Origin of the sequence: Tunturiibacter gelidiferens, from assembly GCF_051013345.1 — a bacterium.
In the GTDB taxonomy this organism is placed as follows: domain Bacteria; phylum Acidobacteriota; class Terriglobia; order Terriglobales; family Acidobacteriaceae; genus Edaphobacter; species Edaphobacter gelidiferens_A.
On sequence record NZ_CP132939.1, the window covers coordinates 4,846,865 to 4,862,726 of the forward strand.

The 15,862-nt window shown below is 58.9% G+C and carries 14 protein-coding genes and 1 pseudogene; 12 read left to right on the plus strand and 3 right to left on the minus strand.

What is annotated here, in order from left to right:
* Positions 1-28: 28 nt before the first annotated feature.
* Complete coding sequence (locus RBB80_RS24350) at positions 29-544, plus strand: alcohol dehydrogenase catalytic domain-containing protein (RefSeq protein WP_433964899.1); 516 nt, start codon at positions 29-31, stop codon at positions 542-544.
* On the plus strand, positions 502-1,035 hold the full coding sequence (locus RBB80_RS24355) for a zinc-binding dehydrogenase (protein WP_433964900.1): 534 nt from the start codon (positions 502-504) through the stop codon (positions 1,033-1,035). The genes RBB80_RS24350 and RBB80_RS24355 overlap by 43 nt, the downstream gene beginning before the upstream one ends.
* Positions 1,036-1,103: 68 nt before the next feature.
* Here RBB80_RS24355 and RBB80_RS24360 read toward each other — a convergent pair whose 3' ends face one another.
* Positions 1,104-1,805: an MOSC domain-containing protein gene (locus RBB80_RS24360; RefSeq protein WP_433964901.1), complete on the minus strand. Its 702-nt coding sequence runs from the start codon at positions 1,803-1,805 to the stop codon at positions 1,104-1,106.
* Positions 1,806-1,927: 122 nt separating this feature from the next.
* On the opposite strand from RBB80_RS24360, the gene RBB80_RS24365 reads away from it, so the two are divergent.
* The 6 genes from RBB80_RS24365 to RBB80_RS24390 all read left to right on the plus strand — a co-directional run bounded on the left by RBB80_RS24365 (position 1,928) and on the right by RBB80_RS24390 (position 10,569).
* Positions 1,928-4,135: a hypothetical protein gene (locus tag RBB80_RS24365; RefSeq protein ID WP_433964902.1), complete on the plus strand. Its 2,208-nt coding sequence runs from the start codon at positions 1,928-1,930 to the stop codon at positions 4,133-4,135.
* Complete coding sequence (locus RBB80_RS24370) at positions 4,135-4,770, plus strand: trimeric intracellular cation channel family protein (protein ID WP_433964903.1); 636 nt, start codon at positions 4,135-4,137, stop codon at positions 4,768-4,770. Before RBB80_RS24365 ends, RBB80_RS24370 begins: the two co-directional genes overlap by 1 nt.
* A gap of 150 nt (positions 4,771-4,920) precedes the next feature.
* Entirely contained in the window at positions 4,921-6,213 is a 1,293-nt protein-coding gene (locus RBB80_RS24375; RefSeq protein ID WP_433964904.1) for an FtsX-like permease family protein, read from the plus strand.
* Positions 6,206-6,679, plus strand: a complete 474-nt coding sequence (locus tag RBB80_RS24380) for a carboxymuconolactone decarboxylase family protein (RefSeq protein ID WP_433964905.1) — start codon at positions 6,206-6,208, stop codon at positions 6,677-6,679. Before RBB80_RS24375 ends, RBB80_RS24380 begins: the two co-directional genes overlap by 8 nt.
* 122 nt (positions 6,680-6,801) lie before the next feature.
* Positions 6,802-7,620: an ABC transporter ATP-binding protein gene (locus RBB80_RS24385; protein ID WP_433964906.1), complete on the plus strand. Its 819-nt coding sequence runs from the start codon at positions 6,802-6,804 to the stop codon at positions 7,618-7,620.
* 480 nt (positions 7,621-8,100) lie between these two features.
* Positions 8,101-10,569 (plus strand): ATP-dependent Clp protease ATP-binding subunit, encoded by a 2,469-nt coding sequence (locus RBB80_RS24390; RefSeq protein ID WP_433964907.1) that lies wholly within the window; start codon positions 8,101-8,103, stop codon positions 10,567-10,569.
* 244 nt (positions 10,570-10,813) lie between these two features.
* Here RBB80_RS24390 and RBB80_RS24395 read toward each other — a convergent pair whose 3' ends face one another.
* Positions 10,814-11,110, minus strand: a complete 297-nt coding sequence (locus tag RBB80_RS24395) for a YtxH domain-containing protein (RefSeq protein ID WP_433964908.1) — start codon at positions 11,108-11,110, stop codon at positions 10,814-10,816.
* Positions 11,111-11,401: 291 nt separating this feature from the next.
* Positions 11,402-12,117, minus strand: a pseudogene (locus RBB80_RS24400) (uracil-DNA glycosylase).
* Between the two features lie 266 nt (positions 12,118-12,383).
* On the opposite strand from RBB80_RS24400, the gene RBB80_RS24405 reads away from it, so the two are divergent.
* The 4 genes from RBB80_RS24405 (at position 12,384) to clpP (ending at position 15,795) form a co-directional block, all read left to right on the plus strand.
* Entirely contained in the window at positions 12,384-13,253 is an 870-nt protein-coding gene (locus tag RBB80_RS24405) for a hypothetical protein (RefSeq protein ID WP_433964909.1), read from the plus strand.
* Positions 13,214-13,546: a hypothetical protein gene (locus RBB80_RS24410; RefSeq protein ID WP_433964910.1), complete on the plus strand. Its 333-nt coding sequence runs from the start codon at positions 13,214-13,216 to the stop codon at positions 13,544-13,546. Before RBB80_RS24405 ends, RBB80_RS24410 begins: the two co-directional genes overlap by 40 nt.
* 179 nt (positions 13,547-13,725) lie before the next feature.
* Positions 13,726-15,159: a trigger factor gene (gene tig, locus RBB80_RS24415; protein WP_433964911.1), complete on the plus strand. Its 1,434-nt coding sequence runs from the start codon at positions 13,726-13,728 to the stop codon at positions 15,157-15,159.
* A gap of 15 nt (positions 15,160-15,174) precedes the next feature.
* Entirely contained in the window at positions 15,175-15,795 is a 621-nt protein-coding gene (gene clpP / locus RBB80_RS24420) for an ATP-dependent Clp endopeptidase proteolytic subunit ClpP (RefSeq protein ID WP_256369948.1), read from the plus strand.
* Positions 15,796-15,862: the final 67 nt, after the last annotated feature.

Here is a 15,862-nt window from a genome sequence, read left to right on the forward strand (position 1 = left end):
TTCTGCGCTAAAAAGGGAAAGACTTCGAATGAGTGAAATACATGGTCTCGCTGTGCATGCGGCCGGCGCACACTTACTAGCTTACAAATACGATCCGGGCGAGTTGCGGGGGAATGATGTCGAGATCAAGATCTCGCACTGTGGCGTTTGCCATAGCGATGTTCACCTCATCGACAATGACTGGGGAATTAGCAAGTATCCATTTATTCCGGGCCATGAGATTGTGGGCACCATTGTGGCGGTGGGCTCGGCGGTGAAGGACCGCACGATGGGCGAGCGGGTGGGAGTTGGCTGGCAGGCGGATAGCTGCGGGATCTGCGAGTGGTGCCGGCAGGGGAAGGAGCAGCTGTGCGCGAAGGCGCAACCGACTTGCGTGGGACGTAATGGCGGATTTGCCGACAAGGTTCGTCTGAACTCACGGTTCGTGGTGCCGATGCCGGCAGCTCTTGAGAGTGAATCGGCAGCCCCGTTGATGTGTGGGGGATTACGGTGTATGCGCCGATGCGCCATCATGGAGTGCGGCCTTCGTCGCGAGTGGGAGTGATTGGAATTGGCGGTCTGGGACATCTGGGCCTGCAGTTTGCGAAGGCGTTTGGCGCCGAGGTGACGGCGTTCTCGACCTCGAAGGATAAAGAGGCCGAGGCGAAGCAGCTGGGGGCGCATCACTTCGTGAATACGCGCGATACCGGCGCCCTGAAGAAGGTTGCGGGGTCTTTTGATCTTCTGCTTTCGACGGTAAGCGCGGATCAGGATTGGCAGGCTTATGTGAATGCGCTGCGACCCAACGGCACACTCTGCATGGTTGGGGCGCCCCCTTCTCCCATGCCGATTCAGGGGGCATCGCTCATTACGAGCCAGAAGGTTGTTGCCGGAAGTAACATCGGAAGTCCGCAGGAGATAAGCGAGATGCTGGACGTTGCGGCTCGTCACGGGGTTAAGGCTGTTACGGAGCGGTTTGCGATGGCGAAGGCAAACGACGCGGTGACCAGAGTGAAGAAGAATCAGGTGCGGTATCGCGCTGTGCTGACGAACTAGACGCTGCTGTCAGATGTCTGCTCATGGCTTGTAAGCTTGATAATCCTGGCTTGTAATATACGCAGCGATCAGTTGCCTCCACTCTTCATGGTCGAGGTCCAGTGCCCGGTTTGATCCTGGATTTTTTGACGCGCCTGGTCTTTCCACCAGGCTTCCAAACCGGCCATTTCCAGCATGCTGCGAGCATAGTCGGCATCGAACTCCAGATACATGCAGCTATTGATGGCCGGTATCGAGCCCTCCTGGTTGACTCGTTCTTCAACGATCCACGGGTCTCCTGCCTCAAGTGTGCCGGGTTCGAGTACGCGCAGATAAAAGCCTGTGCGATTTTCTCGAATGGTCAGCTTCACCCAGTCGGGTCGCCCGATTCGACGGGCCAGATTGGCGCAAGGGACGCGCGGGCCGCTGACCTGGACGAGCGTGGTTCCCAGACGCACCTTATCGCCTACACAAACCTGCTCTTCTCGAACATTGTTCAAGGTCAGGTTCTCGCCGAAACACCCTGCTTGGAGGTTCATGTTGTATCGGGCGTTCCAGAAGGAGTAGTGATCGGTCAAATGCGCGCAGACCGCTGCGCCGGGACCTCCATGATAGGGCTGGGTAACCCTGTCACCGGCGAGTCCGTGAAGGAAGACCTGTACCGGACCATCGACGCGATCACGAAAGATCGACGAGGTCCAGGTCCCGCGCTCGTCGGTGATCGCTTTGGGCTGTCCGGTAAAGACTGCTTGTACGATGGCAGGTTTGATCATGTCCTCGATTTTAGGCATGCCCTACTGAATAGGTCGACCTCTCAAGTTCGGAGGGGGCGCAGATACTTTAGACTCAGGATCAGAATGATGCGACGAGTGTTGGTTACGGGATTGGTGGTGGGGTCTTCCCTGCTGTCTGGGTGGGCGAGCGCGCAGGGCACGAAGCTGTGGAGCGTGGAACGCTACGACGAGATGGAAAAGGCAATGCGGAAGGGGTGGCAATCCGCAGCGATGGACGGCTGGAGGCGGGGCCGGCCAGTTCCTTAGTGTATGAGAGTGGGAAGAGCTATGCGTGGTCGCTGGCGAGCGATGCCTCGGGGAACGGCTACGTGGGTCTGGGTGGGACCGCGGCGGGGTCAGCGTTGGTGATGAAGGTAACGCATGAGGGGAATGGCACGCAGATCTTTGCCGGGAAAGAGCTGGCGGTGCAGGCGCTTCGTGTGGCGGCGGACGGAAGTGTGCTTGCTGCGACTTCGCCGGATGGGAAGGTGTATCGAATTCCTGCGGGTGGTGGCGCGGCGGCGGTGGTCTTCGATCCTGCGATGACGGAGGAGAAGCCGAAGTATCTTTGGGACCTGGCAGTGGGAAAGGGCGGCGAGGTGTATGTGGCTGCGGGGGCTCCAGCGGTGGTGTACCGGGTACCTGCGGGTGGCGGCAAGGCGGAGGTGTTGTTCAAGACGGCGGATCAGCACATTCGGTGTCTGCTGCTGGCGCCGGATGGGACGTTGTGGGCTGGGTCGGATGGGTCGGGTGTGGTGTATCGGTTCGCGACGGGGACGGTGGGGGCGAAGCCGTTTGCGGCGTACGCTGCGGGACGGCGAGAGATTACGGCGCTGGCGATGGATGCGGCGGGAGATGTGTATGCGGCGGGGGTGGGGACGAAGGGACACTCGACGCTGCCGCCGTTGCCGGTGACGGGTGGCGCGGGGGTGACGATTACGTTTGTGCAGCCGGGGTCTTCGACGGCGGCGGGGTCGAATACGCTGGTGCCGGATGGGTCCGAGATCTACAGGATTGCGGTGGATGGGGCTCCGCAGAAGCTGCTGACGCTGAAGGATGATGTGGTGTATGCGCTGGCGGTTCGGAACGGAAGTCTGCTGGCGGCGACGGGAAATCGCGGGCGCGTGTACAGGATTGATGCGGGGAAGATAAGTGCGGGACGCCTGGATGCGAACGACAGTGGGCGCTTCAGCGATGTTGCGCACCTAGAGGCGTCGCAGGGGATGGCGTTTGCCGCAGTGAAGGATGGTCTGCTGATCGCGACGAGTAATAGCGGGAAGGTGTTTCGGCTGGGAGATGAGGTTGCCTCGGCGGCAACCTATACGAGCGATGTGTTCGATGCGCAGAGCTTTTCGCAGTGGGGGCGCGCGGAGGTAAGGGCTGGGTCGGCGACGGGGTTCGATCTGTTTGTGCGCAGCGGAAATGTGGAGAGCCCGGTGATGGGGTGGAGTGAGTGGGCTCGCGTTGGTAGGGATGGGAGCTTCGCGGTGCCTGCGGGAAGATTTGTGCAGTGGAAGGCTGTGCTGCGCGGAGGTGGATCGGTCGATGCGGTGGGGCTGAACTATCTGCAGCGGAATCTCGCTCCGGTGGTGGATGAGGTTGTGGTGCTGCCGGGGGCGCGGGTGACTCCGGTGACTCCGGTTGCGGCCAATGCTACGGTGCAGGTGGCCTTTCCTGCTGCTGCGGGGGCCGCGCCTGCGGTAAGTTTTTCTACGGATTCGAACGCTGCTCCGCTGATGGCGCAGAAGGATAAGGCCGCGGTGACGGTGCGGTGGATGGCGCATGACGACAATGGCGATGATCTGATGTTCGCGGTCTGGTATCGCGGGGTGGGTGAGGCGAACTGGCGGTTGCTGAAGGACAAGATCTCGGAGAGGGTCTATAGCTTCGATTCGGCGCTTCTGCCCGATGGGAGCTATGAGGTGAAGGTGGTGGCGAGCGATGCGCCGGTGCATACGGATGCGGAGGCGCTGACGGGAGAGCGGGCGAGCGAGGTGTTTGTGGTCGATACGACGCCGCCTGTGCCGGGGGTGTTGACGGCGACGAAACAGACTTTGTTCGAGCAAAGCGGTCCGAACAAGACTGCTTCGACTTTCATTCATGCGACATTGGAAGCTCGGGATGCTACTTCGCCGATCGCGCATGCGGAGTATTCGATTGACGCGGGGCCGTGGCAGTATCTGGAGCCTGTGGGGAAGGTTTCGGATTCGCTGGCGGAACGGTATGACTTTACTGTGGCGGTGCCTGCGGCTTCCGCTCCGGTGAGCGACGCGAAGGAGCATGTGCTGGCGGTGAGGGTGTATGACCGGTATGAGAATGTCGTGGCGGTGAAGGCGGTGGTGCGGTAATGGCGCTGCGGGACTGGTTCCCGAAGTACAGACAGGATGTGGTGCTGCTGGCGGTGGATCTGGTGGGGACGTTTGTGTTTGCGGTGGAAGGGGCGCTGGCGGGGATTCGTGGCGAACTGGATCTGCTGGGGCTGCTGGTGTTGTCGTTTGTGACGGCACTGGGTGGTGGGACGGTGAGGGATCTGCTGATTGGGGCGGTGCCTCCGAATAGTATTCGCGACTGGAGGTATGGAGCTACGGCGTTTGCGGGTGGCGGTGCGGTGTTTTGTTTTTATCAGTCGTTTCAGCATGTGCCGCAGCAGTTGTTGATTACGCTGGATGCGGCGGGGCTGGCGTTGTTTGCGATGGCAGGCGCGGGGAAGGCGCTGGAGTTTGGGATCAATCCAATGATCGCGGTGTTGATGGGTGTGCTTACTGGCGTGGGCGGTGGCACGATTCGGGATGTGCTGATGACGCGGGTGCCGGGGATTTTGAATACGGATATTTATGCGTCAGCTGCGCTGGCGGGAGCGGCGGTGATGGTGATTGGGCTGGCGCTGAAGGTGCCTCGAACGATCGCGATGACGGTGGGTGGAGTTTTTGTTTTGTGTTGCGGATGGTGGCGGTGGCGCGGCATTGGAATCTGCCGAAGGTGATGGCGCAGTGAGGCTGCTTGTCCTGACGGATGGGCCGCCTGCGCGGCGGGCGGTCACTTCGTGACTTTTATACCTTGTTGAGGCGGGTGAAAGACGAGGCGCCGAGCGTTACTCGGCGCTGATGGCGGCTGAATAGTAAGCTGGAATTCGATGCGATTTGAATTTTTTATTGCGGCGCGTTATCTGCGGGCGAAGCGCCGGCAGGCAGTGGTGGGGGTGATCACGGCTATCTCTGTGATCGGCGTAGCGGCGGGCGTGGCTTCGCTGATTATTGCGCTGGCGATTACGAATGGGATGCGACGGGATCTGCAGGAGCGGCTGGTGGGGTCGACCTCGCATGTGGACCTGATGCGAGTTGCGGGGGATGGGATTCGCGACTGGCGGCCGTTGCTGGCACGACTTCGCGGCGTGCCGCATGTGGTTGCCGCTGCTCCGGGATTGTATGGGCAGGTGCTGATCTCGAAGGGGGCCAGAAGTGGTGGCGGGTTGGTGAAAGGTGTCATTCCTGCGGATGAGAAGACGGTGGGGGACTTGCTGCAGAGCGTGGTGCAGGGTTCGGCTTCGGCGGTGGAGCCGGTTGCTGCGGCGGCTACTCCTTGCGGGAGCGGAACGAGTGCGCGGAACGATTGCGGAGGGGGTGTCGCGCGGGAGATTCCGCCGATTGTGATTGGACAGGATATGGCGGAGTCGCTGGGGGCGAAGGTGGGGGATGGGGTGTTGGTGACGAGTCCTCAGGGTGAGTTGACGCCGCTGGGGCTGGTACCGAAGTATGAGCGGTTTCAGGTGGCGGGGATCTTCAAGTCGGGGTTTTATCAGTATGACTCGAGCTATGCGTTTCTGCGGTTGGTGGATGCGCAGAGACTGTTCAGTGAGCCGGATCTGATCTCGGTGATCAGCTTCAAGGTGGATGATCTTTATCATGCCGATGGCGTGGGTCGGGCGATTGAAGATGCAGCGGGCAAGGGGTTTCAGACGACCAACTGGATGGAGCAGAATCGTGAGTTGTTTCGCGCGTTGAAACTGGAGCAGGTGGTGACGTTTATCGTGCTGGCGCTGATTGTTTGTGTGGCTGCGCTGAATATTCTGATCGCTCTTACGATGATGGTGATGGAGAAGACGCGCGATATTGCGGTGCTGATGAGCTTTGGGGTGAGGGCGGATCAGGTGCGGCGGATCTTCCTGATGCAGGGATTGCTGATCTCGGTGATTGGGACCGTGCTTGGGTTGATACTTGGATATGGATTGAGCTGGCTGGGTGGGCACTACCGATTCATTCGGTTGGATGCAGCGGTCTATTCGATTGATTATCTGCCGTTCGCGCCGCGGGTTGTGGATGCAGTGATTGTGGCGGCTGTGAGCCTTGGGGTGAGCTTGATTGCTACGATCTATCCCAGTGGAAGCGCAGCGAAGGTGCTGCCAGCGGAGGCTTTGAGATATGAGTGATCCAAGACTGAAGTATAGGCAGTTGGCGCCGGATGGGTTAGCGAAGATGACGGCGCTGGAGCATTACCTGAATACGGAGACGGGGCTTGAGGCTTCGTTGATTGGGTTGGTGCGGCTGAAGGCTTCGTTGATGAACGGGTGTGAGTACTGCGTTCGTGTGCACACTGCAGAGTTGAAGAGGGCCAATGAGACCGCGGAGCGGATTGCGGGAGTTGGCGATTGGCGCGGGTCGGAGGGTTACACGAAACGGGAGCGCACCGCGTTGGCGTGGGCGGAGGCAGTGACGAATATTCAGGAAGGGCATGCGCCCGATGCGGTGTATGAAGAGGTGCGAGCGCACTTCGGCGAGGTGGAGACGGTGAATCTGACATTGGTGATTACAACAATCAACGCGTGGAACAGGATTGCGATCTCGCTGGGAGCTTTTCCTGGTCATGTTGGCGGCGGGGAGACGAGTGTCGGATAAGCGTCAATGGAGAGGTACGTGGCGGAGTCGAAAAATGCGGGGGTTCTCTCCACTACGGCGGCAAAAAAGCGCCGCCTCCGGTCGAGATGACGCTTCTTTGTAGAGATGTATGAGGTGAAGGGTTGAACGATCCGTTGGATGGCGATGTGCGATTTGAGAATGAGGGGACTCTGGAGCCGTTGCCGGTGGTGCGGGAGCGGACGGTGGTGATGCGGGCGGTTGGGCTGACGAAGATCTATGCAGCAGTTGCTTCGAGTGGTGGGTCTTCGAGTAAAAGTTCGGCGAGTAGTGGGTCGGTGCGACCGGCGCTGGAGTTGTTTCGCGGGCTGGATCTGAGGGTACATGCGGGCGAGATGATCGCGATTGTGGGCGAGAGTGGCGCGGGCAAGAGTTCCCTGCTGCATCTTTTAGCCGCGCTGGATACGCCGACCGCGGGCGAGGTTTGGTGCGGTGATAGCCGGTTGAGCTCGTTTACGCCGAAGCAGGCGGCGGAGTATCGCAATCGGGAGGTGGGGTACGTCTGGCAGTTTCACTACCTGTTGCCTGAGTTTTCTGCGGTGGAGAATGCTGCGATGCCGCTGCTGTCTCGCGGGATGAGGCGTGCGGAGGCGCTGGAGAAGGCGCGGTTCTGGTTGGCGGAGGTGGGGTTGGGAGACCGGGCAGAGCATCGTTCGGGGGAGTTGAGCGGAGGAGAGCAACAGAGGGTGAGCCTGGCGCGGGCACTGGTGACGGAGCCGAGGCTGCTGCTGGCGGATGAGCCGACGGGGGATCTGGATGGGAAGACAGCGGATGCGGTATTCAGCTTGATTCAGCGGCTGCATGAGGCGCATGGGCTGACGAGTGTGCTGGTGACGCATAATCTGGAGTTTGCCGAGCGATGCGATCGGGTGCTGAAGCTGCGAGATGGGCGTTTGGTGGACGGGCGACCGGGGAAGACCTAGATCGAACGGAATGGGATCGCGGGATTGAACGTTCCGCCGAGTTCGGGCGTTCACATCTGAAATGGCTTACTCGTATTTTTTACTTCAACGGTTTTGATTTGGGAAGCAAACTCCGAGTGGGACAAAGAGCACTCAGCTAATAATGTCCCATCTTCCTTTCCTTCAGTGAGTTGGCAAGACTGATCCTTACCCGGTCCCGAAATCATCTAATCGGCAGAAGAAATCGATGTTTTTCAAAGTGCACCTAATTTGGTGCTGGTTTTGCACAGGTTGCGTCTAAAAGAATGCTAAGTTATGCATAACTTTCGAGGTATTTCGAATATTTTGCGGGGACGACTACACTAGGAAGTAGTGGGATGGATGCTTCGCAGGTTGAAGTAGCCTGATTTGTCTCTGGGAGCGAGCGGCACGGAGACGGTTCTGGGACCAACGGCGCTATGCGGCCTTCGGGCTAAGTGGTGGCCGGCTTGAAGGGGATATATGTTCGAACGCTATACGGAGAAGGCGCGACGGGTGATCTTTTTCGCCCGCTATGAGGCCAGCCAGTTTGGGTCGCCTTACATCGAGACTGAGCACCTGCTTCTTGGTTTGTTGCGTGAGGACAAGGCATTGACGAACCGCTTCTTGCGGTCGCACGCGTCGGTGGAGTCGATACGCAAGCAGATTGAAGGGCATACGACGATACGCGAGAAGGTCTCGACTTCTGTCGATCTGCCGCTCTCGAATGAGTGCAAGCGGGTGCTGGCGTATGCGGCGGAGGAGGCGGAGCGGCTTTCGCACAAACATATTGGAACCGAGCATCTGCTGCTGGGACTGCTGCGCGAGGAGAAGTGCTTTGCGGCAGAGATTCTGCAGGAGCGTGGGTTGCGGTTGCCGGCGATTCGTGAAGAGCTGCAGCGAACGACGCAGGAGAAGACTCCTTCGTCTGGCAGCGGAAAAGGACAGCGCGGTGAGCAGAGCATGCTCGCGGAGTTTTCGCGTGACCTGACGCAGTCGGCGATGGATCAACAGCTGGATCCGCTGGTCGGCAGAGACAGCGAGGTGGATCGGGTGATCCAGATCCTGTGCCGTCGCACGAAGAATAATCCTGTGCTGATTGGTGAGCCGGGTGTGGGTAAGACGGCCATCGTGGAAGGGCTGGCGCAGAAGATTGCCGATGGCGAGGTGCCTAGCTTTCTTGCGGACAAGCGGGTGCTGGCGCTGGATCTTTCGTTGATCGTTGCGGGAACGAAGTATCGCGGACAGTTTGAAGAGCGGCTGAAGACGATCATGAAGGAACTGATGGAGAATCAGAACTCGATCGTGTTCATCGATGAACTGCATACGCTGGTTGGGGCTGGGTCGGCGGAGGGGTCCTTGGATGCTGCGAATATCCTGAAGCCTGCTCTGTCTCGCGGCGAGATTCAGTGCATTGGCGCGACAACTCCTGCAGAGTACCGGAAGTCGATTGAGAAGGACCGCTCGCTCGAGCGCAGATTCCAGGCGGTGAAGGTGCCTCCGCCGAACGAGGAAGACGCGATCAAGATCATCATGGGGATCAAGGAGAAGTACGAGAAGTTCCATGCGGTGAGCTACACCGACGACGCGATTACGTTCTCGGTGTCGCACTCGAGCAGGTATATTCCTGATCGGTTCCTGCCGGATAAGGCGATCGATCTGATCGACGAGGCGGGCGCGCGGGTGAAGCTGCGGCAGACCTCTATGCCTGAAGAACTAACTGAGGTACAGAAACGGATCAAGTTCATCGTGCACCGGATGGAAAACGCGATTGCGAATCATGAGTTCGAGAAGGCTCGGTTCTACTCGGATGAAGAGCGCAAGGAGCGGGAGAATCTGCGGGCGCTACGGGACAAGTATCACCTGGATGACTCTTCGGCGGGGATTGTGACGCGTGGAGATATCGAGGATGTGGTGAGCCGCTGGACGGGCGTGCCGATTACGTCGCTGAAGGAAGAGGAGACCCAGCGGTTGCTGCGGGTGGAGGAAGAACTGCATAAGCGCGTGATCTCGCAGGACAAGGCGATCTCAGCGCTGGCGCGGGCGATTCGACGGTCTCGCGCTGGATTGAAGAATCCAGCTCGACCGATTGGAAGCTTCCTGTTCCTTGGACCTACGGGCGTCGGTAAGACGGAGATGGCGCGGACGCTCGCTCAGTTCCTGTTCGGCAGCGAGAAGGCGCTGATTCGCTTCGATATGTCGGAGTTCATGGAGAAGCACTCTGTGAGCAAGTTGATCGGTTCGCCTCCGGGATATGTCGGGTATGAAGAGGGCGGCCAGCTGACGGAACGTGTGAAGCGGAATCCGTACTGCGTGGTGCTGCTCGATGAGATCGAGAAGGCGCATCCGGATGTGTTCAATCTGCTGCTGCAGGTGTTTGAAGACGGGCAGCTGACGGATGGGCTGGGCAACACGGTCGACTACAAGAACTGCATCGTTATCATGACGTCGAATATTGGAGCGAAGCATCTGCAGAAGCGGCAGGGGCTGGGCTTCCAGAGCGAGAAGGAAGACATGGTGCTGGACAAGATGGAGGAGCTAGTGCGGGGCGAGGTGAAGCGGACCTTCAACCCGGAGTTCCTGAATCGTCTGGACGAGATCATTATCTTCACGTCGCTGTCGGATGCGGACCTGATGCAGATTCTGGAGCTGCTGGTGCAACAGTTGAATGTGAACCTGGTGCATAAGGCGATCACTATCTCTGTGGCCGATGATGCAAAGAAGTGGATCATCGAGAAGACTGCTTCGGATCGCAGTTATGGGGCGCGGCCTCTGCGTCGCGCACTGCAGCGGTTCGTCGAGGATCCTCTGTCGGAAGCGCTGATCGGCGGTGGGATTGTTGAGCGGCCGGCGTTCCTTGAGGTCTATATGGAGAACAACAAGCTGTACTACCGTCCGATCTCAGCTGATGGCGAAGAGAAGATGGCTGGGCTTGAACTGACCACTGTTTAGGGTTGGCAGACGGACTGATGAACGCCCCGGCTACTTTGCTGGGGCGTTTTATGTTGTGGAGCATGCCAAGGCCGACGAACCGACAAAGCAACAATGTAAACGTCGGGGTTCTTCGCAGACCACAGACGCTAATTCCGATGGGGATCGATCCGTTGCGAAGACTGTTGGTCCGCTAACGCGAAACATCCCGGAGGGTTCCGGGATGTTCGGGTTCCAGGAGAAGGCAGATTGAGACGATGAAGAATTAAACGAGAGATTGTGCCGATTTCACAGCACTGTTGACGACGTCGCCCGCCTTGTCGACGGCGTAATCTACCTGCCCCTTGGTGCGCTTGATGGCCTTTTGCGTCTCGTCGCTGAGCCGTTCGGCCTGAGCTTTGAGGTAGTTGCCTGCGTCCTCTAGATAGTCGCCTGCATCCTCCGCTCTCTTGCGGAGCTGCTTGCGAGTTTTGACTCCGGTTTGTGGAGCGTAGAGGAGAGCGATTGCGGCTCCTGCGCTAACGCCGATGCCGAAGGCAAACCAGTAGTTCTTTGCACTCATTCGAAGTACCTCGTGCGAGATTTTGATTCTCTTGAAGGTAAGATTCGAGCGGATAGCAATTGGTTGGTTGTTTTTTCATATTGTGAAGGTTTTGAGGCAGTTACAGGGAATCTTTCAAGGTAATGGCGAGGCGGCTCCCTGACTTGGCAAGCTGTGCGAAGAGCAGTAGGTGCAGGCTAAAGTGAGGAAGGGGTAGACGATGAAAGACGTTTTGATCGCGCTTGTTTTTCTTGCAATGATCGTGGGGCCAGCGTTTTTTGCCTTGGATGTATTCGGTGAAAAGAACCAGCTCTAGACGGTGAGTCCAGCCAGTTCCCTTGCCCGCAGGAAGACACGGGTGAACATGATGCGGTTCAGGCGGCCGGTGTTGGTGTTGCGCAAGGATGGGTGATAGGTGGCGAGCAGATGCAGACCGTTAGGGAGAAGATATTCGGCTCCGTGAGAGAAACGATAGTCTGACTTGCGGGTGATGACACCAGTTTGCAGAAGAAACGCCATGTAACCGTCAAAGGCTATCTTTCCGAGACAGACGACGACGCGCACGCGGGGTAAGGCTCGAATCTCCTGGGCGAGGTGGGTGCCGCAGTTGCGAATCTCCTGGGGAGTGGCTTGTCGCCGGGCGGGGCGCAGCGAACGACGGAGGCAATCCAGGCGTGACGAAGCTTGAGGCCGTCATCACGGGTGACGGCGCGGGGTTTGCTGGCGAGGCCGAGCTCATGAAGGACGGGATACATGAAGTCGCCGGAGCCGTCGCCGGTGAAGGGACGACCGGTGCGGTTGGCTCCGTGGGCGCCTGGGGCGAGGCCCAGGATGAGGATGCGGGCGCGGGGATCTCCGAAGCCGGGAACGGGGCGGGACCAGTAGGTCTGGTCAAGGTAAGCCCGGCGTTTGGTCTCGCCGATGCCGCGGCAGTAGTCGCGAAGTCGAGGGCAACGTTCGCAGGTGATGATGGTCTCGCGAATCTGCTGCAGGAGCGGAGACGTACTTTGTGTGTTGGCAGGTGTCACTCTTTCTCATCATAGTTGGTGGGAGACGGGCGGGGAGATCGGTGCGTCAAACAACTAAGTAGAATGATGTTCGTATGTCACGACGGGAATAGGCGGGAAGTTGGAAGATCCGAGACTGAGCAGGATGTATTGGGCACTCCTGAAGGAGTGGGCCGCTAAGCGTCGCAGGAGCATATGGCATGTGGCGGTGATGCGCTCCGGCATGCTCACTGTGCTGATTCTGATATTGCTGCTGGGGGTTGGCATTTGGATGGCGGACCCACAGATTGGGACAGTTTGCGCTACTGAAGAAGCAGCTGCGGGCTAAGCCAAAGCAGGATGTTGTGTTTCGCCCGGGTGGTCAGGATGTGATCAAACTGCAGCGGACCCAGATGGTGGGTGGAAATGGGCCCGAGTTTCTGTCGGCGACTTTGCTGCCGGGACGCGGCATGAACATGTTGCAGATTTCGGCTTATCTTCCAAAGATGGGAGAGGTGAATCTGCTTGCTTCGCCACCTGTGGAGAGTGCGGCGGAGCAGTTGAACGGCACTGGGGCGGATGCTGCGGGAACGAAGAGCCTTGCGATGGGTGCGGCGATTGAAGCTCCCTGGGCTGGCCGGATCTATGGGACGCGAACACCGGATGGAGGACTGACCGCGGTATGGCGCGGAGTTCATTTGAACCTGCCGACGGGGGTGAAGGACAGCTACGGGCTCGACGGCGCGGCGGCGGCTGGAGGCTTGATGTTGAAAGAGCCTTCCGCTTCCGTGACCACGAACATCATGCCGGATGGAGGGGAGGCCAGGGCGACGTTTCAGCCGGGGGATTTCGACGGCCACTGGCTGTCGAAGACGGAGATCACAACGAATGTCGTGTTGAGCGGCAGGGTGATCGAGATGAGGATCGTCGCTCATAATATCGGCGACACTGCGGAACCGATCGGGATCGGCTGGCATCCACGGTTTGCGATTTTGAGCGGACATCGCGGACAGATGTTGCTGCGCCTGCCGGAAGGCCTTCGCGCGGAGGTAAAAGATCGTCGCAGCGGCGAGTTGAGTGGCAGACTTCTGCCGGTTACACGGACCGAGTATGACTTTACCGGGAGAGAGGAGCGCAGTTGGGTGCGCTGCACTTGGACGACAGCTTTGTGCAGTTGAAGCGGGGCATGATGGCAGACGGGCCAGTCGCTGAGCTGCGCGATCCGGAGAGCGGGTATGGACTGCGAATCACTGCAACGTCGCCTACCATCAAGGCTTTGCGGGTGTATGCCCCGTTAGATGGATCCTATATTTCGATCGAACCACAGTTCAACTACGACGATCCCTTCGGACATGAGTGGGCTAAGGTTGAGGATATCGGGATGGTAGTGCTGCAGCCGAACCAATCCACACAATGGAGGGTGCGGCTGGAGATATTTTCTCTGGACCCGGCCCCGCCGGAACGTTTTTAGTGGTGCTCTTGTAGGGTTTGAAGTTTCGGAACGGGGTTTGCGGGGACGCGGGCCGGCGCGAACGGCAATGCGTGGTTTGACCCCCTCGTACCGGGACTCGTACAGTAGATAAGAGGCGTGGATCGCGCTCGTCAGGGTATCAGCGACGGCGCGGCATACACAGGCGCACTTTGGAAGGCATGGATTTGACCCCGACTGAGATGACAGAGACCAATGAGACTGCAGAGCTGCAGCCAGAAGTAGCGACTACGCATGATCACGAGCATCACGACCATGTTCATGACCACGAACACACGCATCAGCCTGCACCTGCGCTGAATCCGGAGCTGACAAGGGAGATCGACGTTGAGGTTGGCGCGGATGAGGTGTCGAAGAGCTTCAAGACCGTGGTGAAGCGGTACCAGAAGCTGGCGAGGATTCCCGGCTTCCGCGCAGGGAAGGTGCCGGAGACGCTGGTGCGCTCGAAGTTTGCAAAGGAGGTTCGGCAAGAGGTTCTGGAGAGCCTGGTGTCGGCGCGCTTCCGCAAGGCGATCGACGAGCAGAAGCTGCGTCCGGTGTCGGAGCCACAGTTGCTGGACCTGCAACTTTATGACGGCCAGCCATTGAAGTTCAAGGCTGCATTCGAGGTTGCGCCGGAGATCGACATTGCGGGCTATGACAGTGTCTCGGTAACGAAGCCTGAGGCTGCGCTGACCGATGAGGAGTACGACGCGGAGTTGGCACGCGTGCTGGACAGCCATGCGACGGTTGAGCCGGTGGAAGAGGATCGGCCCTTGGCGGATGGCGACTGGGCAGAGATTCAGTTCCGCGGCGAGGTGAAAGACCTGGCGCAGACGGTGACCGAGGATGGAGTGCAAAGCGTCTCGAACAGCGAGCCGATTACGGGCGAGGATGTGCTGATCGAGATTGGCGGGAAGAATACGCTTGCTGCCTTCAACGAGGCGCTGCGTGGTGCCAAGCCTGGGCAGGAGCTGAAGTTCGAAGTGGACTATCCGGCAGACTTTGGCGAGCGGCGGCTCGCGGGACAGACGGTCAGCTATGACGTGACCGTGAAGGGCATCAAGCACAAGAGCATCCCGGAGCGCGATGCGGAGTTTGCCAAGCAACTGGGCAACTACGAGAGCTGGGAGGAGTTTGAGACCAAGCTTCGCGAGCATGCTTCAGATCGCAAGAAGAACGCGCTCGAGAATACGGCAAAGGACAAGATGCTCGGCGAGTTCGTTGAGAAGTTCCAGTTCCCTGTTCCTGAAGCGTTCGTGCAGCAACAGATCGAGGCTCGGCTGGATCGCGGGTTGCGTGCGCTGGCGCAACAGGGCATGAAGGTTGAGGATATGCGCAAGCTGGACTTCGTTCAGTTGCGTGCCTCGCAACGCGACCTGGCGGTGAACGAGGTGAAGGTTTCGATGATCCTCGATCGCATCGCCGAGGTGGAGGGTGTCACGTTGAGCGAGGAGGATCTGGAGCGCGAACTGCTGCTGCTCTCGATTCAGTCGCGTGAGCCGCTGGAGACGCTTCGTGACAGGCTGTCGAATGATGGCGGGCTGGACCGGATTCGCGAGCAGATGCGGCGCGAGAAGACTGGAAGCGTGCTCTACGAGAAGCTGGCTTCGTAGAGTGAAGTTGTCGGATTGCTAACGGACAGAAAGAAAGAGAGTGTTATGGGACTAGTACCGATGGTGATCGAGCAGACGAGCCGGGGCGAACGCGCCTACGACATTTACAGCCGTCTGCTGCGGGACAACATCATTTTTCTGGGCACGCCGATCGATGACAATATCGCCAATGTGATCATTGCGCAGATGCTGTTTCTAAGCGGCGAGGACCCGGAGAAGGACATTCAGCTTTACATCAACTCGCCGGGCGGATCGATCACGGCCGGTCTGGCGATCTACGACACGATGCAGTACATCAAGAACGATGTGGTGACCTTCTGCATCGGGCAGGCTGCCAGCATGGGTGCGTTTCTTTTGATGGCGGGCAAGAAGGGCAAGCGGTTTGCCTTGCCGAACTCGCGGATTCTGATCCACCAGCCGTCGATGGGCGGATTGAGCGGACAGGCAACCGATATCGACATCCACGCGCGGGAGATTCTGCGTATTCGCGAGATCACCAACAAGCTGATGAGCGCCAGCACGGGCCAGACGCTGGAGCGGATCGAACGGGATGTGGAGCGCGACTTCATCATGACGGCCGCGCAGTCGAAGGAGTACGGGATCATCGACGACATCATCGATCGGCCCCGAACCTAGTTACCGAGGTACTGTTGCGAGAGCCCGAGCCACTGGTTCGGGCTCTTGCGTATATGACTATTTCGGG